At 52.4% G+C, this 17,501-nt stretch carries 20 protein-coding genes and 1 riboswitch; of the genes, 1 reads left to right on the forward strand and 19 read right to left on the reverse strand.

What is annotated here, in order from left to right; genetic code table 11:
* Positions 1 to 80: 80 nt before the first annotated feature.
* From scpB to ribD, 6 genes are all read right to left on the reverse strand, one after another.
* Positions 81 to 686, reverse strand: a complete 606-nt coding sequence (gene scpB / locus RB297_RS15770) for an SMC-Scp complex subunit ScpB (protein ID WP_090910937.1) — start codon at positions 684 to 686, stop codon at positions 81 to 83.
* Positions 655 to 1,446 (reverse strand): segregation and condensation protein A, encoded by a 792-nt coding sequence (locus tag RB297_RS15775; protein ID WP_096773259.1) that lies wholly within the window; start codon positions 1,444 to 1,446, stop codon positions 655 to 657. The genes scpB and RB297_RS15775 overlap by 32 nt, the downstream gene beginning before the upstream one ends.
* A gap of 65 nt (positions 1,447 to 1,511) precedes the next feature.
* Positions 1,512 to 1,979: a 6,7-dimethyl-8-ribityllumazine synthase gene (gene ribH / locus RB297_RS15780; RefSeq protein WP_009595158.1), complete on the reverse strand. Its 468-nt coding sequence runs from the start codon at positions 1,977 to 1,979 to the stop codon at positions 1,512 to 1,514.
* Between the two features lie 258 nt (positions 1,980 to 2,237).
* Positions 2,238 to 3,476 (reverse strand): bifunctional 3,4-dihydroxy-2-butanone-4-phosphate synthase/GTP cyclohydrolase II, encoded by a 1,239-nt coding sequence (locus RB297_RS15785; RefSeq protein WP_015734493.1) that lies wholly within the window; start codon positions 3,474 to 3,476, stop codon positions 2,238 to 2,240.
* Between the two features lie 50 nt (positions 3,477 to 3,526).
* Positions 3,527 to 4,195, reverse strand: a complete 669-nt coding sequence (ribE, locus tag RB297_RS15790) for a riboflavin synthase (RefSeq protein ID WP_096773258.1) — start codon at positions 4,193 to 4,195, stop codon at positions 3,527 to 3,529.
* 23 nt (positions 4,196 to 4,218) lie between these two features.
* The gene (gene ribD, locus RB297_RS15795; RefSeq protein ID WP_375120928.1) at positions 4,219 to 5,319 is read right to left on the reverse strand and encodes a bifunctional diaminohydroxyphosphoribosylaminopyrimidine deaminase/5-amino-6-(5-phosphoribosylamino)uracil reductase RibD; all 1,101 of its coding nucleotides are present in this window, start codon (positions 5,317 to 5,319) and stop codon (positions 4,219 to 4,221) included.
* A 269-nt stretch (positions 5,320 to 5,588) separates the two neighbouring features.
* Positions 5,589 to 5,772, reverse strand: a riboswitch (FMN riboswitch).
* A gap of 200 nt (positions 5,773 to 5,972) precedes the next feature.
* On the opposite strand from ribD, the gene RB297_RS15800 reads away from it, so the two are divergent.
* Positions 5,973 to 6,374 (forward strand): acyl-CoA thioesterase, encoded by a 402-nt coding sequence (locus RB297_RS15800; RefSeq protein WP_009595168.1) that lies wholly within the window; start codon positions 5,973 to 5,975, stop codon positions 6,372 to 6,374.
* Positions 6,375 to 6,449: 75 nt separating this feature from the next.
* On the opposite strand, the gene RB297_RS15805 is transcribed toward RB297_RS15800, so the two are convergent.
* The 13 genes from RB297_RS15805 to fur all read right to left on the reverse strand — a co-directional run bounded on the left by RB297_RS15805 (position 6,450) and on the right by fur (position 17,456).
* Positions 6,450 to 6,881 carry a peptidylprolyl isomerase gene (locus RB297_RS15805; protein ID WP_009595227.1) on the reverse strand — a complete coding sequence of 144 codons (432 nt, stop codon included), beginning with the start codon at positions 6,879 to 6,881 and terminating at the stop codon, positions 6,450 to 6,452.
* A gap of 201 nt (positions 6,882 to 7,082) precedes the next feature.
* On the reverse strand, positions 7,083 to 8,417 hold the full coding sequence (gene lysA / locus RB297_RS15810; RefSeq protein ID WP_096773256.1) for a diaminopimelate decarboxylase: 1,335 nt from the start codon (positions 8,415 to 8,417) through the stop codon (positions 7,083 to 7,085).
* 118 nt (positions 8,418 to 8,535) lie between these two features.
* Positions 8,536 to 10,170: a spore germination protein gene (locus tag RB297_RS15815; protein ID WP_096773255.1), complete on the reverse strand. Its 1,635-nt coding sequence runs from the start codon at positions 10,168 to 10,170 to the stop codon at positions 8,536 to 8,538.
* 23 nt (positions 10,171 to 10,193) lie between these two features.
* The gene (locus RB297_RS15820) at positions 10,194 to 10,622 is read right to left on the reverse strand and encodes a stage V sporulation protein AB (RefSeq protein WP_096773254.1); all 429 of its coding nucleotides are present in this window, start codon (positions 10,620 to 10,622) and stop codon (positions 10,194 to 10,196) included.
* Complete coding sequence (locus RB297_RS15825) at positions 10,619 to 11,263, reverse strand: stage V sporulation protein AA (protein WP_015734486.1); 645 nt, start codon at positions 11,261 to 11,263, stop codon at positions 10,619 to 10,621. The genes RB297_RS15820 and RB297_RS15825 overlap by 4 nt, the downstream gene beginning before the upstream one ends.
* 295 nt (positions 11,264 to 11,558) lie before the next feature.
* A complete protein-coding gene (gene sigF, locus RB297_RS15830; RefSeq protein WP_009595135.1) occupies positions 11,559 to 12,314 on the reverse strand; it encodes an RNA polymerase sporulation sigma factor SigF in 756 nt (251 codons plus the stop codon).
* A gap of 11 nt (positions 12,315 to 12,325) precedes the next feature.
* Positions 12,326 to 12,784 carry an anti-sigma F factor gene (gene spoIIAB, locus RB297_RS15835; protein WP_375120929.1) on the reverse strand — a complete coding sequence of 153 codons (459 nt, stop codon included), beginning with the start codon at positions 12,782 to 12,784 and terminating at the stop codon, positions 12,326 to 12,328.
* Positions 12,781 to 13,134, reverse strand: coding sequence for an anti-sigma F factor antagonist (gene spoIIAA / locus RB297_RS15840; RefSeq protein ID WP_009595152.1), 354 nt, complete (start codon positions 13,132 to 13,134; stop codon positions 12,781 to 12,783). Before spoIIAA ends, spoIIAB begins: the two co-directional genes overlap by 4 nt.
* 91 nt (positions 13,135 to 13,225) lie before the next feature.
* Positions 13,226 to 14,416: a D-alanyl-D-alanine carboxypeptidase family protein gene (locus RB297_RS15845; RefSeq protein WP_096773253.1), complete on the reverse strand. Its 1,191-nt coding sequence runs from the start codon at positions 14,414 to 14,416 to the stop codon at positions 13,226 to 13,228.
* Positions 14,417 to 14,609: 193 nt separating this feature from the next.
* Positions 14,610 to 15,434: a purine-nucleoside phosphorylase gene (locus tag RB297_RS15850; RefSeq protein ID WP_375120930.1), complete on the reverse strand. Its 825-nt coding sequence runs from the start codon at positions 15,432 to 15,434 to the stop codon at positions 14,610 to 14,612.
* Between the two features lie 58 nt (positions 15,435 to 15,492).
* A complete protein-coding gene (locus tag RB297_RS15855; protein WP_145035528.1) occupies positions 15,493 to 16,377 on the reverse strand; it encodes a site-specific tyrosine recombinase in 885 nt (294 codons plus the stop codon).
* Between the two features lie 40 nt (positions 16,378 to 16,417).
* Positions 16,418 to 16,651 (reverse strand): YqzK family protein, encoded by a 234-nt coding sequence (locus RB297_RS15860; RefSeq protein WP_009595237.1) that lies wholly within the window; start codon positions 16,649 to 16,651, stop codon positions 16,418 to 16,420.
* A gap of 340 nt (positions 16,652 to 16,991) precedes the next feature.
* Positions 16,992 to 17,456, reverse strand: a complete 465-nt coding sequence (gene fur / locus RB297_RS15865) for a ferric iron uptake transcriptional regulator (protein WP_006209405.1) — start codon at positions 17,454 to 17,456, stop codon at positions 16,992 to 16,994.
* Positions 17,457 to 17,501 lie beyond the last annotated feature (45 nt).

The raw sequence follows: 17,501 nt of genomic DNA on the forward strand, positions 1-17,501 counted from the left end.
CGACAAAAAAAGGTCCCGGACGCGGATTATCCACGCTCAGGACCCATTTCTCAAATGAAGCATTATACAATATATTGTGGCTAGCTTTCCTCCACATCATCAAACGTAAGCTGTTGTCCGTCAAGCTTGTCGAACAGCAGCTGGGTTTCCTCTTCAAGATGATCGTTGTCCTCGAATTGCGACGGCTCCGGCAAATCCTTGATGTTAGCAAGTCCGAAATAATCCAGAAACGATTTGGTCGTTCCATACAAAATCGGTCTGCCAATCGCCTCCGCGCGTCCGACTTCTTCGATCAACCCTTTGCTTACCAGCGTATGGATGGCTCTTTCGGACTTGACGCCGCGAATGTCTTCAATCTCCACCCGCGTAATCGGCTGCCGATAGGCCACGATGGAAAGCGTCTCGAGCGCGGCTTGCGACAATGAGGAGCGGGAAGGCGAATACGCCAGACGTTCGAAATACGGGGCGTGCTCGGCCAGCGTCGCGATTTTGTAGCTACCCGCAATCTGCACGATCTGAATTCCCCGTTCATATCGCTCCCATTCTTCCTTCATATCCTCCAGCGCTTCGCCAACGAGGCCATCCGATTGCTCGGTGATTTCAGCAATTTGCTTTACCGACAAGCCCTCTTCTCCCGCCAAGAACAGAAGCCCCTCAATAATCGATTTCAGCTTCGGATAATCCATCAATGCGTTCTTCCCCTCTCCACTCCATGACGATATCTTCAAACAATTTCTCTTGGTAGCACAGGATTTGCTTCATCTTCATCAGCTCCAAGATAGCCAGAAAGGTCACCACGATTTCATGGCGCTCCATCTCCTCGTGCAGCAGCTTGGAGAACAGAATCCGGCCTCCCGGCCCGACTTGCTCCAGAGCGTCCATCACCTGCCGGATCCGGTCCTTAACCGATATTTCATCCCGCTGGATGCGGGCATACGATGTCCGTTTGACGGCTTTTCTTAACGCTTTTTGAAAAGCTGCGATCAAATCCGAGATATGTAATCCCTGCACCGGGTTCTCTTCCACTTCCGGCATGTAAGGAGTCAGGTCCTCCGCTTCCTTGGAGTAAATCATGCTGCGTTCCCATTCCTTCTCATGCAGATGTCGGGCGATTCCTTTGTACTTGCGGTATTCGATCAACTTCGCGATGAGTTCCGCTCTCGGATCCATGTCATCCTCTTCAAAAAAATCGAACTCGTCCATTTCGATAACCGGAGGCTTCGGAAGCAATAGCTTGCTCTTTATAGACAGCAGCGTTGCAGCCATCACCAGAAATTCGCTCGTAATTTCCAGCTCCAGCTCCTGCATGTTGTGCAAATAGGCCATGTATTGTTCGGTAATCTCGCTGACGGGAATATCCTGGATGTCGATTTCCGCTTTATCAATCAAGTGCAGCAGCAGATCGAGCGGTCCTTCAAACGTTTCCAGCTTGTATAATACGGTCACGGTGAATCCTCCCGCCAAAAATAAAATGCAGTGCCCTATAAAAAGAGCACTACATTAAATAAGCACTATTTTAGGCTTTTCGTCAAGTTCGCCATTTCAATGGCCGCCATGGCGGAATCCCAGCCTTTATTGCCTGCCTTCGTTCCCGCACGTTCGACGGCCTGTTCGATGTTCTCCGTCGTGACGACGCCGAAAATCGTTGGCACGCCGGTCTTCAGGTTAATGGCGGACACCCCCTTGGCCACTTCGTTGCACACATAATCATAGTGCGTGGTGGAGCCGCGAATGACGGTTCCCAGGGTGATGATCGCATCGTATTTGCCGCTTTCTGCCATCTTTTGGGCGATGAGCGGAATTTCAAACGCCCCCGGCACCCAAGCGACGTCGATTTCGTTGTCCTGTGCGCCGTGACGCTTCAAGGCGTCCAGTGCGCCGCCAAGCAGCTTGCTGGTGATGAATTCGTTGAAACGACCTACTACGATGCCGTATTTCAAACCTTCGGATACTAAATGACCTTCAAATATTGTTGCCATGTTGGATGACTTCCTTTCGGGTTGGAGTTTATATAAGGTCAAACATGGATTTGGGATGACATCGATGTTATTGCCCGCTGCGCTGACGGCTGCTGCTTCCGATCGCTGTTAACTCCCGATTTCATGAACTATTTATTCAAGGTGGAAATCAGGAGTTAAAGGCGACCGCTGGCGCTTCTCCAGCAGCATTCCGCCCTCTTCGCTGGGTCATTCCATGAGGCAAACCTCCTACATGATTGACCTTTTATTGGTTGCTGATTAGTTAGCGCTCTCGTTCTGCTCGATATCATTGAACTTCAGCATATGACCGAGCTTCGCTTGCTTGGTGTGCAGGTAGCCCGTATTATCCTCGTTCTCCGGCATTTGAATCGGGACGCGCTCCACGACCTCCAGGCCGTAACCTTCGAGACCCTTGATTTTACGCGGATTGTTTGTCAGCAGGCGGATCTTCCTTACGCCCAAATCCTTCAGGATCTGGGCTCCGATGCCGTAATCGCGCAGATCCGCCGCAAAGCCTAGCTTCAGGTTCGCATCCACGGTGTCGAGCCCTTCTTCCTGCAGCTTATAGGCTTTCAGCTTGTTGATCAAACCGATGCCCCGTCCCTCCTGGCGCATATAGAGAAGCACGCCTCTGCCTGCTTCATCGATCTGGCGGAGGGCCGCTTCGAATTGCGGACCGCAGTCGCAGCGATGGGAGTGGAACACATCCCCTGTCAGGCACTCGGAATGCACGCGGACGAGAACCGGCTCGCTCGGGTCGATCTCCCCTTTTACCAATGCGACATGCTCTTTGTTGTCCACGTCATTGGTATAAGCTACGGCCTGGAACACGCCGTAGTCGGTGGGCATCCGCACGGCCACTTCGCGCTGCACGAGCTTTTCTTTTTCGTTGCGGTAATGGATCAGATCCTTGATGCTGATCAGCTTCAGATCATGCTTTTTCGCGATCTCCACCAGGTCTGGAAGCCTTGCCATCGTGCCGTCTTCCTTGATCACCTCGCAGATGACGCCTGCCGGATAGGAGCCGCTCAGGCGGGCTAGATCGACAGCCGCCTCCGTATGTCCTGCCCGGCGAAGAACGCCGCCGTCTTTGGCAATCAGCGGAAACATATGGCCCGGTCTTCGAAAATCGGCGGCCGATGCATTTGGATCCAAGATGCCGTTGACGGTTATGGAACGTTCATAGGCGGATATGCCCGTCGTGGTGTCCTTATGGTCAATGGAGACCGTAAAGGCCGTTCCATGATAGTCCGTGTTTTGCGTCACCATCGGTTTGAGATCGAGTTCCTGAGCCCTAGTCTGCGTCATTGGCAAACAGACCAGCCCGCGGCCTTCGGTGATCATGAAATTGATGACCTCGGGGGTAGCTTTATCCGCTAATGCGATAAAGTCGCCTTCATTCTCGCGGTCCTCGTCGTCAACAACGATGACGACCTTGCCTTCCTTCAAATCTGATAATGCCTCTTCGATCGTATGAAATGAAAAGCGCTCATCCATCCCTATTCCTCCTTCTTCTCATGGAGATATCTCTATATGCAAGAAACGGCTTAGGCAAAGCCATGCTCGGCCAGGTAATCCCTGCTGATCCCCGATTTCGTGCCGCTTCTGCTTCCTGCGCCTTCCGAACCGTAATGCAGCAGGTGATCTACATATTTCCCCAAAATGTCGCATTCGATATTAATCGTGTCGCCCGCTTTTTTATAAGCGAGCACCGTCTCCGCCAGCGTATGGGGAATGATGGACACCGTAAAGGAGGAATCCGTCGTTTTGACAACGGTCAAGCTGATTCCATCCAGCGTGACCGAGCCTTTCGGAATGATATATTTGAATACGTCCCCATTCGCGGGCGAAATCTCGTATACCACTGCGTTCTGATCGGACTTTACGCTCCGAATGACGCCGATGCCATCCACGTGTCCCTGAACGATATGGCCTCCGAATCTCCCTCCGGCTGCCATCGCCCGTTCCAAATTAACCTTCCCGCCCGGCTGCAGCTCCTTGAGATTCGTGTTTCTATAGGTTTCCGGCATAACGTCAACCGTAAATACGCCCTTGTCGATCGCTGTAGCCGTCAAGCAGACGCCATTTACGGATACGCTGTCGCCCAGCTTCAGATCGTCCATAATCCGGTTAGCGGAAATGCTCAGCAGCATGGCCTCCCCTTGGCGCCCGATACGCCGCATCTCGCCGATCTCCTCGACCAATCCAGTAAACACAGGCTTCCCTCCTTTCTCGCTCCTTATTTCCAGACCGGAATGCCGGTGACGTAGATATTGTCGCCCAGTCTTTCAGTCTCAAGTCCTGTCAGCGAAATCGCTTGGTTCATCTGTTCATAACCGCTGAACATGTAATTTCCCGGCGCATCATACCCGCCGATGATTTTGGGGGCGATAAACTGGATGAGCCGGTCCACCAGCTTCTGCTCCAGCATCGAGCCATTAAGCGTACCGCCGCCTTCCAGCAATATCGAGGCGACCCCCTTTTGTCCCAGTTGCAGCAGCGCTCCCTTTAGATCCACCCGCGGTCCAGGTCCGCAGGGGATGACCTGAGCACCAAGCTCTTCCAACTCGGACCGCTTCGTAACATCCGCCTGCTCCGTCGTCAAGATCCAGGTGGGCGCCAATCCGTCTGACACGACATGGCTGTCGAGCGGTATCCTCAGGCTCGAATCCACGATGATCCTGACCGGGTGGAGCCCCTCAACGCCAAGCCGGGTCGTCAGGCTCGGGTTATCCGCGATAACCGTAGACACGCCGACCATGATGCCTTGATGGCGATGGCGCAGCGTATGCACAAGCTCCCGGGATTTTTCATTGGAGATCCACTTGCTGTTCCCGGTTTTCGAAGCGATCTTGCCGTCCAGCGTGCTCGCCGTCTTTAACGTGACGAAGGGCCGGCCCGTCGTAATGAATTTAATAAAGGCTTCGTTCAGGCGAAGAGCGCGATCTTTAAGGATACCCGTTTCAACCTCGATTCCCGCTGCGCGCAGCATCTGAATCCCTCTGCCCGCCACGAGGGGATTCGGGTCCTCGCAGGCCACAACCACCCGCCGAACGCCCTCGGCGATAAGCCTCTCGCTGCAAGGCGGCGTAGCGCCGTAGTGACTGCAGGGCTCCAATGTCACGTACACGGTACTGCCTGCCGCTTTCGGCCCGGCCATATTCAGGGCATGAACCTCGGCATGCGGCGTTCCCCGCTCCAGATGCGTGCCCACCCCGGCGAGAGCGCCATCCTTAACGACGACGCAGCCGACTACCGGGTTGATCCCGGTTTGGCCCTGCGCACGTTCAGCCAGATCCAGCGCAAGTGACATATAGAATTCATCGTTGACGATATCCATGCTAAACATGCCCCTTTCCCAACGTTCATACAAAAAAGCCCGGCCAAAGATTCCGAAGAATCCTTAACAGGGCTTGATGGAAGTTAATCATTGACACGATAAATAACCGTCATGAATGCAGATTTCGCGTATAACAAGCGACCCAAATCCGTAACGGGCGACACCAAAAAAAAACGCCGTCACAGCTTTGAATTGCATGTGAAAACCTGCACATAACGCATGTCACGCTGTGCGCAAAGACACAATAACATGTGCTGCTTATGTGCCTCTCACTCCTTCTCCCATCCAGACTATACTGTCGGTCCCGGATTTGCACCAGGTCCACCGCATACGATGTGTAACGTCACATTCATATCCGGGTCACGGACTAAGACGCAGCACTCTGCTTCGATAAGCTCAATAACTGCGTTCATCACCGCCGGTAGGGAATTTCACCCTGCCCCGAAGGATTAAACCTATGAAATTGTTTGATCTTATGAAGAATCTTATCACCCCCTTTTGAAAATTGCAAGAAAAAACAACTAACTTTTTTAAAGCGAATAACTTTAATGCTGTCATTAGCATGGATTTTTGAAGGAGAATGCTTCCCGAAGGGAGAACAGTTAAGTAGGGTAGCAAGGAGATAAGTAGCAGTTGAAAAGGAGCGAGCCACGATGAAAACTTCGCTGGACATTATCGTCCGTCCCACGGAGATCGACGTCAACGGTCATGTAAACAATGCAAAATACCTCGAATACCTGGAGTGGGGCCGGGAGGAATGGTACGAAGCGGGAGATCTGCGGTATGATGTGCTGAAACGGCTCGGGGTCCAGACCGTTACCGTCAATATTAATATCAATTACCGCAAGGAGTGCGGCCAAGGCGAACGGCTGACCGTCGTGACGGAACCCGAATCCATGGGCCGCACGAGTTACGTCATGGCCCAGCGGATATACAACGAACAGCATGAGCTTTGCGCGGATGCCATCGTTACCAGCGTGGCGATGGATGTAAACTCACGTAAAAGCCGGCCCGTCCCCGAAGAACTCCGCCGATTGTTCCCAGCCCCTGCGTAATCCGCCCTTTGCGGCGGCCATAAAAAACAGGCTCACCTCTGAGGGTGAGCCTGTTTTTGCATGAAGCTGAATGTATTATGCTTCGTACACTTCTACTTTTTCCATTTTGTCGCGGCCTTTGAATGCATCCACATACTCCATGCCTTCAACGACTTTGCCAAATACGGTATGTTGTCCGTCCAAATGAGGCTGCGGCTCGTAGCACACGTAGAACTGGCTTCCGCCGGTGTTACGGCCGGCATGCGCCATGGCCAAGCTTCCGCGCTCGTGCTTGTTAGGATTGATCTCGCAATTAATGGTATAACCCGGTCCGCCGGTCCCCGTTCCCTGCGGACATCCGCCTTGAGCGACGAATCCAGGAATTACGCGGTGAAATACCAGACCGTTATAGAAGCCGGAGTTGGCCAATTTCTCAAAATTAGCTACCGTGTTCGGTGCATCGTTCTCGAACAGGTCGAGCACAACCTCTTTGCCGTTTTCCAAGGTGATCTTCGCTTTTTTTGCCATATGTGTGTATCTCCTTCCGTTATCTCAAACGCTTTTATCGATTTTTTTACAATGCAAGTTATAGTTTACTATGAATTGAGCCTCGAAGCAAAACGAACTTGTCCCCGTCCTCGCGATGATATCCAACGGAAGGCAGGACGAAGAGCCCTGACCGCAGCCGAAGGCTATGGCGGGCTCTTCCTATCCAGAGACATTGACGTCTTATGAACTCGTAACGGTTTCTTTTGTTACACCCGCCGGCACGACATCGTTGCTGATGATATCGGCAAGCGATTCGCGGCGAACGACCAGGTTGCTTTGCCCATCCTTCACGAATACGACCGCAGGTTTGCGGATCCGGTTGTAGTTGCTGGCCATGGAATAGTTGTATGCGCCCGTGCAGGACACCGCCAGCAGATCGCCCGTTTCAACCTTCGGAAGCTCCAGGTCCCAAATCAGCATGTCTCCGCTCTCGCAGCACTTGCCGGCAATGGATACCGTTTCTTCCGGCTCTTCTTTAGCCCGGTTTGCAAGCAGCGCTTCGTATTTCGACTCGTAGAGCGCCGGACGCGGATTGTCCGTCATGCCGCCGTCGACGGCAACATATTTGCGCACCCCGGGAATATCCTTGCTGGTTCCCACCGTGTAGAGCGTGGTACCTGCGTCACCGACGATGCTCCGACCCGGTTCCACCCAAATTTCAGGAAGCTCGGAACCAAGGCCCGCAAAATGGTTCTTTACCGCATCCGTAATCGCTTTTACATATTGGGATACTTGAAGCGGCGTATCTCCATCCACGTAGCGGATACCGAATCCGCCGCCCAGGTTCACGACCTTGAACACGACGCCCAGGCCTTCTTTTACGGAAGCTGCAAATTCAGCTACGCGCTGAACAGCCATCTGGAAGCCTTCCACCTCAAAAATCTGGGAACCGATGTGGGAATGGATGCCCATGAGATGAATATTCGACTGTGCTTCCGCAAGCTGCACCGCTTCGTACGCAGAGCCGTTGCCGATATCAAAGCCGAACTTCGAATCGGTTTGTCCTGTCGAGATATATTCATGCGTATGCGCCTCGACGCCCGGTGTCACGCGAAGCAAAATGTTGACCTTGCGCTTCTTCTCGGCAGCGATGGCCTGCAGCATATGCAGTTCGATCACGTTATCGACGACGAAACAGCCGATTTCGGCATCCAGCGCCATCTCGATCTCTTCCGGCGTCTTATTATTTCCGTGGAAATGAATCCGATCCGCCGGGAATCCGGCTTGAAGCGCCGTGTACAGCTCTCCGTCGGAAACAACGTCGAGCGACATGCCTTCCTCGTCGGCCAATCGGCACATGGCCATAACGCAGAACGCCTTGCTTGCATACGCGACTTGGAACTTCAAACCGGAAGCCTTAAAGGCCTCGATGTATTCCCGGCAGCGGTTGCGAACCGACTGCTCGTCTACGATATATAGTGGTGTTCCATATTGAGCTTTCAAATCGGATGTGTCACACCCGCCGATTTCCAAATGCCCCTGATCGTTAATCTTGCTTGTACCGTGTAAAAACATGCTTACAATTCCTCCGATCCATTGTTTCAAAAATAGGGTAATCGAATAATTGTTCACAGTATAGCAGACAACGGAAGGTAATCAAAATGGATTTTTCAACACAACATTTGTGTTATTGTTAGTGCTCGCCCCTCGGATTCATTTCCGGGCCCATTTTCGTGTTGTCACGCGTTTTGTTGAGAGCCGGGCGTCTTCTTGACAGAAGCAGCGGTTTGCGGAATAAAATTTCGCCCATCGCTTTTGCACTAAATGGTATAAACGGCCATAAATAAGACGAGTTATAGGAACGGTGGGTCGTCAGAAGCAGAATCAGGAGCGTTGTGCCGATGACAAAGCCCTTCACCCCGAACAAGGCTGTGGCCAGCAGCAGGATCAGCCTGACCATCCGATTGGCAAGTCCCAGCTCGTAACTCGGAGTCGCATACATCCCGATGGATGCAACCGCCATATACAAGACAACCTCGTTGACAAACAATCCGGTCTTAACGGCAATATCGCCGATCAAAATCGCAGCGATCAGGCCCATTGCCGATGCGAGCGGCGTCGGCGTATGAACCGCGGCCAAACGGAGCAAATCCACGCCGAATTCCACGATCAGAAACTGCAGAATAATGGGGATTTTCGCATTCTCCTGCGGACCGAGGATATCGAGTCCCGGCGGCTTCAATTCAGGATGGACAACCAGCAGCATCCACAACGGGAGCAGGAACATCGAGGCAAAAATGCCTATAAATCGTATCCAGCGAAGATAGGTCCCCATAAACGGGGTCTGCCGGTTCTCTTCCGCATGCTGGCAGAGATCCAGGAAGGTGGTCGGCATGATCATCACACTCGGCGATGTATCCACCATAATGACGATCCGGCCTTCCAGCAGGTGGGAAGATACCACGTCCGGCCGCTCCGAATAACGGACCAGCGGATAGGGGTGCCAGCCCTTGTTTACAATCGCTTCCTCCAGCTGCTTGTCGCCAAGAGGGAGCCCCTCCAAATCGATTTCCTGGATTTTCTCCCGGATGGCTTCTACCTGGGTACGGTCGGCTACGTCATCGATGAAGACCAAACTGACGTCCGTTCTCGTACGCCTTCCCACTTTGATGATCTCCACATGCAGTCCCGGATCACGAACCCGTCTCCGCACGAGGTTAACGTTCGTCACCAGCGTCTCCGTAAACCCGTCCCTGGCGCCTCGAACAACGCGTTCGACCGCCGGCTCTTCGAGTCCCCGTACGGGATATTTCCGGGTGTCCAGGATGATGGCGGAATGCGCATCCTCGATGAACAGCGCGCATAGGCCCGACAGGACCTCGTCAATCACCTTGCTGAGCCTGGTATCCCGCTCCACCTGAACATGGGGAATATAGCGGTTCATGATTTCGGTAAGCGCCTGGTTGCTAACATCCTCAGGCGTCAGGTACGTCAGCCTTGTCAAAATTTCCGTCACCACGACATCGTTGGTGAACCCGTTTAAGAAGAGAAGCCCCGCATTTCTGCCGGCAAAGTTCATCTCGCGGAATACCACGTCAAACGAAACACCAAGGCCGATCACTTCCTTAAGCGTTTCTTTCAGTACGCTCAGTTTCGCGGGAACATCGTCCGTTTGCTGCCAATAAATAACGGATTCCTTGGTGCTGTCGGAGGTTTCCGCCTCCCTCTTCTCCTTCAGCGCTTCTTCCTCCAGCGCTTTGATCTCCGATGGAGGAATGATCGGAATCCCGGCCTCCAGTTCGCCGCCATGCGTTGTTTTCTCGTCCATAACCTACCTCCTAGCCATAACTGTCACTTGCTGTAAACAAACCAGTCGAACAGGGAACCCGCTACCTTGCCTGCCACCATGGCCATCAGAAGACCAAACAGATACCCCTTCAGCCGGAGCCGCTTGGCCAGAATCGGCAAGACATTCAACACTTCCGTCAGTGCGGCTGCCAGCATGCCGATAAATATTCCGCACATCAGTCCGATTACGGTACTCACGACCGGTCCCAAAGGAACGGACCATCTCCAGAAATCGGCCACCGTGCCAATGAAGGATCCCGTTATCAATGCTCCTTCGTACCAATGCACCCGGCTGTAAGTCGCCGTCAACTGGGACAATCTCGGTATGATGTCCAGCACAATGATGAGCGCAATCACGCCGCCGCCGACGGCGATGCCTCCGGCAACGCCGAGAACACAGGTAAATACCCCTTGCAGAATGGACAACATCATGGTTTTTCCCCCGTCGTATCGGCACTGGCGTTCATTTTCCGGTATTCCTCGGCAACCACGAACTGATCCAGATTTTCCTGATAGAGGTACATTTCCACCTCCAGCGGGGTCGGTTCTTCATTCCATTTTTTCTTGAACAAATGATTGAAGAACACCGTCATGCCGAATCCGAGCCCCAGAGAGTAAGCGATCTGGAACAAATAGGGATGCTCATCTCGTTTTCCCGTCACCATTTCGACAATCCGGATCTGGACCTCAAGCATGTTGACGTCTGCATGAAAGTTCATGATGGTGAGCGCAGAACCGAAAAACAAGAGCAGCCAAATAAGCGGGAACCACAGTCGGGATCGTTTGCTGTCCGGACCGACAAGCTCCACCAGGGTATGATGGTTACCCATCGGTTCAATATGGGCGCCCGGAATCAGCCCTTGTATCTTCGGAATGATTTGAATCAGATCCATGACAAGACGGTTGCCGTCGATATCCTTCGGCTGAGTCAACGGCAGGGCTCTGAGCCGTTTCTCCCATTCGGGCTCACAGACTATGAAGGCGACATCACCTAGTTTGACGGTCTGGTCTCTCGGCAGCCGTATTCGGCTCCGCAGCTGCAGAAACACCGTCGGAGTGGGATTAACCTTCATCCGAAACACTCCTTTACTGCTAAATTACCGTTAGTATGGGAAATTGCCATCGTTTCTACTCGGATTTACCATACTTTCTTTAATCGCCGGACCGGCCAGGGCCGTTATACACAAAAACAAGCTAATCAACCATCGACATCTCACTTAGAAGACAGGCCCCCTTTAGGGAAAGTTCGTCAAGTGAGATAAAGGGGGAAGACGCTGAAGTGGCTAAGGTCTTATTTCCGCAAGAAAGCGCCGTCCCAGTAGGACGGCGCTTTCTTTGTGCAGGCTTTAGGATACGGTATAGATCCCGCTACTGCGCGATCTCGTTTCGAATGCTCTGCAATATTTTTTTCTCGAGCCGCGATACCTGCACCTGGGATATACCCAGCCGGGTGGCAACTTCCGACTGCGTCTGATCCCGGTAGTACCTTAGATATACAATGAGCCGCTCCCGTTCGGTCAAGCCCCCTATCGCTTCGTTCAAGGCCAGCTTGTCAAACCATCGTTCCTGCGAATCATCGGCAATCTGATCCATTAGCGTGATGGGATCCCCGTCATTTTCAAATACGGTCTCATGAATCGAGGTTGGCGGTTTGTTCGCCTCCTGGGCAAACACCACTTCCTCGGGCGTTACCCCCAGCTCTTCGGCAACCTCTTTCACCGTGGGAAGACGATCGAGCTGCTTGGACAGCTCGTCCCGCTTCTTCCTGACTTTGTTGGCCATCTCCTTAAGCGAACGGCTGACCTTCAGAGTCCCGTCGTCCCTTAAGAAACGCTGAATTTCACCGATAATCATCGGTACGGCATAGGTAGAGAACTTTACGTCATAACTGAGATCGAACTTGTCCACGGATTTGAGGAGACCGATACAGCCGATCTGAAACAGATCATCCGGCTCATACCCCCGGTTCATAAACCGTTGAACGACAGACCAGACAAGACGAATATTACAGTTGACGAGCGTGTCCCGGGCGACATTATCCCCGCTTTGGCTAAGTGCAATGAGTCGTTTGACCTCCGCGTCGTCCAAATAAGTCTGCGAAGTTTTCTTCACATCGGCATCCATTTGTCCAACCCCTAATTATATAAAGCTTTCTTAGATTCGATCCTCTTTTTCATTTTGATCGACGTACCGCTGCCTGGTTCGCTGACCACTTCGAATTCGTCCATGAAATTTTCCATGATGGTGAATCCCATGCCGGATCGTTCCAGCTCCGGCTTCGAGGTATACAGCGGCTGCTTCGCCATCTCCAGATCTTCGATCCCGTGGCCGGAATCTTCGATGCGCAGCGTGATCATATCCCCGTCAATCGAGGCTTCAATCTTGACGACCCCATCCGGGTCGCTGTCGTAACCATGGATGATGCTGTTCGTGACGGCCTCGGAAACCACCGTTTTCAGATCGTTCAGCTCATCCATGTTGGGATCCATCTGGGAGATGAATGCAGCCACGGCGACACGGGCAAAGGATTCGTTTTCCGACTTAGCGGCAAACTGCAGCGACATAAAATTATGCTGTGCTCTTCCTTCACTCATGACACTACCTCCAGACCCGAGAGTGCCGTGCCCTCGTTCTCGTATATCGGCATGATTTTGAACAGCCCCGACATGTCAAGCAAGCGGTAAACCTGCGGCTTGACATCGCACACCGCCATCTTTCCGCCCTTTTGCTTGATGAATTTATAGCGTCCCAGAATGACTCCCAGCCCTGAGCTGTCCATAAAATCCAAGTCTTTTAAGCTCAGCACCAAGTGCTCTGTTTGACGTCTCTGAATGGCTTCATCCAGCTGCATCCGGACATGATCGGCCGTATGATGATCCAGCTCGCCGGACAGACGGACGATCAGAACATGCCTGTGATGCTCCATATCAACATGCAGATTCATGTTTGTTCACTCTCCTCCCTGACATGAACAAGGATTTCTACATTCGAAAAAGACATTCCTGCATCACGACAAAACTAGAAGAAAACTCCCATTAATCTACATGAAACAACTTGCCGGTCGTCCGTTTGAACAGCTTCCAGAATCCGGCCTTTTCCACCTCGACAGGCGACGTCAGCTCGAACTCCTTCACGAGCTGTTCCCCCTGATAGACAGACAGCTTGCCGATGACTTGTCCTGCGGCTACCGGTGCCTTCACGTTCGGATCCAACTGAATCTCATGACGGATGTCCGGATTCTTTACGCCTTTCTTGACAAGCACGCTGTAGTCTTTTTCCGCTTGAATCGAGATCTCGGGCACGTTGCCCTTTTGCACCTTCACGATACCGAGCACTTCGCCAGGCTTATAGATGGAGTGCATCGTGTATTGGGAAAAGGCATAATCAAACATGCGCGACACTTCATTGTTCCGCGTCTTGGTGTCCGGAGCCCCCATGACAACCGCTACAGCGCGCAGCCCGTCCCGTTTGGCCGTTGCCGATAAACAGAACTTGGCTTCGGACGTATACCCGGTTTTCAATCCGTCCGCGCCCGTGTAGAACCGCACCAGCTTGTTCGTATTGACCAGCCAGAAGGGTTTCTCCGAATCTTTGCGCAAGTAATCCTGATAAGCGCCGGTATATTTGGTGATCTGGTCGTATTTCAGCAATTCCCTGCTCATGACCGCTATGTCATGGGCCGATGTATAATGATTCTCTGCAGGAAGTCCGTTGCAGTTCACGAAATGCGTATCTTTCATTCCGAGCTCCGCCGCTTTCTCGTTCATCATTTTCACGAAGCCTTCTTCCGAGCCGGCAATCTTCTCCGCCATCGCAACGGAAGCATCATTGCCCGATGCCATGGCAATGCCTTTGAGCATCTCGTCCACGGTCATTTCCTCGCCGGGCTCAAGAAAAATCTGGGATCCGCCCATGGATGCCGCATATTCGCTGGTGCGCACCTTATCGGTCCACTTCAATTGTCCTTCATCGATCGCTTCCATCGTAAGCAGCATCGTCATTACCTTGGTGATGCTGGCCGGAGGCAGCTTATCATGGCTGTTTTTCTCGTAAATAATGGTTCCGGTATCCGCATCCAGCAATATAGCGGAACGGGCACTTGGCGCCAGCTCCTCTTGAGATGATCCTCCGCCGGGTTTGCTATTTTCTTCCGCATAACTTGGTACAGCTGCACTGGATAATCCCACGGCTAGAACCAGGAATCCAGCGATTAACGCTTTTTTCACTTCCGTCCCCTCCTGACATTCGTAATGGCATCCCGCTGTACGCGGGTCTGCTATTCATTGTCGTCAGGTTGAAAACAAATTATTCCAGTATTTTACGGAAAATTGTTGCCATTCATCTAAAAGGACATAACAAAGAGGCTGGGCTTCTTGCAGATGTAAATCTGCGAAAAGCCCAGCCTCATGCTAACAACCATTACATCTTGGGAATGATGGCCATAACGAGCGCCAGGAATTTCTCACGGACCTTCTCCGCTGTTTCCATCACTTCGTCATGGGATAGCGGCTGATCCAGTATGCCCGCAGCCATGTTGCTGATGCAGGAGATGCCCAGCACCTCAAGCCCCGCATGCCTTGCTACAATGACCTCGGACACGGTGGACATGCCTACCGCGTCCGCACCGAGCGTGCGCAGCATGACAATCTCGGCCGGCGTTTCATAAGTCGGTCCCAGCAAACCTGCGTAAACCCCTTCTCTCAGCACGATGCCCTGACCCACGGCGACTTCTTTTGCCAATTGGCGAAGTTGACGGCTGTAAGCCTGGGACATGTCCGGAAAGCGTACGCCAAGCGCCGGATCGTTAGGCCCGATTAACGGGTTGGTTCCTGTCATGTTCAGATGATCGGAGATCAGCATGAGGTCGCCCGGCTCGAAGGACGTGTTGATGCCGCCGGCCGCATTGGTAACAAGCAGGCTCTTTACGCCAAGCTCCTTCATGACGCGTACCGGAAAAGCCGTCACTTCCGGACCGTAGCCTTCGTACATGTGGAAGCGGCCCTTCATCAGGACGACAGGCCGGTCGTGGATCGTGCCCAGCAGCAGTTCGCCTTCATGTCCTTCCACCGTCGATAAGGGAAAATGAGGAATGTTCGTGTAAGCGATCGAAACCGGATTCTCAATCAATTCCGCCAACACGCCGAGCCCCGAACCCAAAATCAGGCCGACCTCGGGCTGGACGCCATTCTGCCCTCGTATGTATGCTGCTGCTTCCTTAATGCTTTGCTGATGGACTGAACTCATATTCATACCTCTCCTATTCTGATGATAAATTGTAGATTCTAGAGCATGTAAGTCCGCCCTATGATCTCGGATGATAATGATCGTATACCTCCTTCATGCTTTTCTTGGCAGATTGATACATGCCGGTTGTGGACAATGCCGAATGTCCCAGCATCTCCTGAACCGAACGCAAGTCCGCGCCGTTCCCCAGCAAATGCATGGCAAACGAATGCCGAAGAGTATGCGGCGTGATGTCCTCGTCAATATCGGCAAGCTTGCCATACTTTTTAATAATTTTCCAAAAACCCTGCCGTGTCAAGCGCGTTCCCAGCGAATTCAGGAATAACGCGTCTTCCCCGGCATCCCGCATCAGCTTGTCCCGCATATCTCGCACATAAAATGCAACGCTCTCGGCTGCAATGGGGGTGATCGGCAGAATACGCTCCTTCCCACCGGAAACAGCGCAGCGTAAAAAGCGCATCTCCAAATGGATGTCATGGATGGACAGATTCACCAATTCCGAGACCTTGATGCCCGAAGCGTACAGCAGCTCAAGCATCGCTTTGTCCCTGGCGCCCTGCGGGGTACCGGAATCGGGAGCCGACAGCAGCTTGTCCACCTGCTCCACGGTTAGCGACTTCGGCGGCTTCCGTTCCGGTTTCGGATTATCCAGCAGCTGAGTCGGATCCTGTACAATAACGGCTTGACGCACCAAATACTGAAAAAAGGAACGCAGGGAAGCCGTGCATCGAAGCAGGCTCGATGCCGCCTTCCCCTGCTGCCTCAACCTTCCCACATACAGCCCGAGCAGCGTTCGATTCACCTCCCGCGGATGGGTGACCTCCCTTTCAGCTGCAAATGCTAGGAATCCTTGAAGGTCGGCCCGATACGATGCTATCGTGCTTCGGGACAGTCCCTTCTCGTCCTCCAGGTATTGTACATATTCGTCCAGATATGGTTTCATGATCTTTTGCTCCTATTCCCGCGGCCCTATGCAAGCACGATCACTCTCCGTACCAGTAATACAATCGGAGACGCTCTGCCGGCGAATAACGGGAGTCCATGGTGCTCTCCGGCTGAAAAGCCTTTACCGCTTGTCCCGAAGGCGCACGGTAAGGATCCACTGGCGTTAGCCAATCGCCTACCCATCCCAGCACGAAGTAAAAAAACATGGTCAACACGGCAAACATCGAAATAAAACGGATCAGTGAGCCTATTTTTCGAATAGATATAATCACTGGCAGCGCCTCTCTTTCACATGGCATCGATCGCTCAATTGAAAGCGGGTATTGCAGGTATCATTTCACGTAAAGCCTATGATACAAGCTGCAGGATTATGACGGCATCCCTCTTATCTCCGATCAGCCATTGGGCCCGGCGGTTATTCTGAAGAATAAAAAAAACGTCTAATCGACGTACTTGGATGATGTAAAAGTATAATTTGTGCTTAAAAGTGAACGATACGATAAGCGTGCATGAACCGCCTAATATAGTTAATTATCTAAAAAGCCCTCCCGGCTTACCGCCGTAGAGGGCTGCCGTGATGATCATCACTGCGGTTTGTTGAAAGATATAAAATTAGGATTTGTCCTGGTCATTCTTGCCCTTCTCTTTGCAACGGTAGCATATGCCATGGAAATCAAGCCGATGGTCATGAACGGTAAAGTTGAATTCTCGCTCTAACCGCTCTTCCAACGGACCGAGCCAATCCTCGCGTATTTCATCCATGCTTCCACATTGAGTACATATCAAATGATGATGGTGATGCTTCGAAGTATCCGTCCGCAAGTCGTAACGGGCGACACCATCGCCAAAATTTATCTTCTCTACAACATGAAGCTCACTGAGCAGCTCTAGGGTACGGTACACGGTTGCCAGACCGATCTCCGGAGCCTTCTCTTTCACGAGCATAAATACATCCTCTGCGCTAAGGTGGTCGTCTTCATTTTCCAACAATACGCTTACCGTGGCTTCCCGTTGGGGCGTTAATTTGTATCCTTGGGATTGTAGCTGCTGCTTAATTTTGTCGATCCGCGCTTCCATCGTTTCCCTCCCCCTTGGAAATCACTGCACGTTATTGTTCACTTC

The sequence above is a fragment of the Paenibacillus sp. CR_12 genome (assembly GCF_041953985.1).
In the GTDB taxonomy this organism is placed as follows: domain Bacteria; phylum Bacillota; class Bacilli; order Paenibacillales; family Paenibacillaceae; genus Paenibacillus_AQ; species Paenibacillus_AQ lautus_A.

Excerpts from the sequence above, each read along its gene's own strand:
- scpB (WP_090910937.1), bottom strand. The coding sequence starts at position 686 with ATGGATTATCCGAAGCTGAAATCGATTATTGAGGGGCTTCTGTTCTTG.
- ribH (WP_009595158.1), bottom strand. The coding sequence starts at position 1,979 with ATGGCAACAATATTTGAAGGTCATTTAGTATCCGAAGGTTTGAAATAC.
- RB297_RS15785 (WP_015734493.1), bottom strand. The coding sequence starts at position 3,476 with ATGGATGAGCGCTTTTCATTTCATACGATCGAAGAGGCATTATCAGAT.
- ribD (WP_375120928.1), bottom strand. The coding sequence starts at position 5,319 with ATGGATATCGTCAACGATGAATTCTATATGTCACTTGCGCTGGATCTG.
- RB297_RS15800 (WP_009595168.1), top strand. The coding sequence starts at position 5,973 with ATGAAAACTTCGCTGGACATTATCGTCCGTCCCACGGAGATCGACGTC.
- RB297_RS15805 (WP_009595227.1), bottom strand. The coding sequence starts at position 6,881 with ATGGCAAAAAAAGCGAAGATCACCTTGGAAAACGGCAAAGAGGTTGTG.
- lysA (WP_096773256.1), bottom strand. The coding sequence starts at position 8,417 with ATGTTTTTACACGGTACAAGCAAGATTAACGATCAGGGGCATTTGGAA.
- RB297_RS15815 (WP_096773255.1), bottom strand. The coding sequence starts at position 10,170 with ATGGACGAGAAAACAACGCATGGCGGCGAACTGGAGGCCGGGATTCCG.
- RB297_RS15820 (WP_096773254.1), bottom strand. The coding sequence starts at position 10,622 with ATGATGTTGTCCATTCTGCAAGGGGTATTTACCTGTGTTCTCGGCGTT.
- RB297_RS15825 (WP_015734486.1), bottom strand. The coding sequence starts at position 11,263 with ATGAAGGTTAATCCCACTCCGACGGTGTTTCTGCAGCTGCGGAGCCGA.
- sigF (WP_009595135.1), bottom strand. The coding sequence starts at position 12,314 with ATGGATGCCGATGTGAAGAAAACTTCGCAGACTTATTTGGACGACGCG.
- spoIIAB (WP_375120929.1), bottom strand. The coding sequence starts at position 12,784 with ATGAGTGAAGGAAGAGCACAGCATAATTTTATGTCGCTGCAGTTTGCC.
- spoIIAA (WP_009595152.1), bottom strand. The coding sequence starts at position 13,134 with ATGAATCTGCATGTTGATATGGAGCATCACAGGCATGTTCTGATCGTC.
- RB297_RS15850 (WP_375120930.1), bottom strand. The coding sequence starts at position 15,434 with ATGAGTTCAGTCCATCAGCAAAGCATTAAGGAAGCAGCAGCATACATA.
- RB297_RS15855 (WP_145035528.1), bottom strand. The coding sequence starts at position 16,377 with ATGAAACCATATCTGGACGAATATGTACAATACCTGGAGGACGAGAAG.
- fur (WP_006209405.1), bottom strand. The coding sequence starts at position 17,456 with ATGGAAGCGCGGATCGACAAAATTAAGCAGCAGCTACAATCCCAAGGA.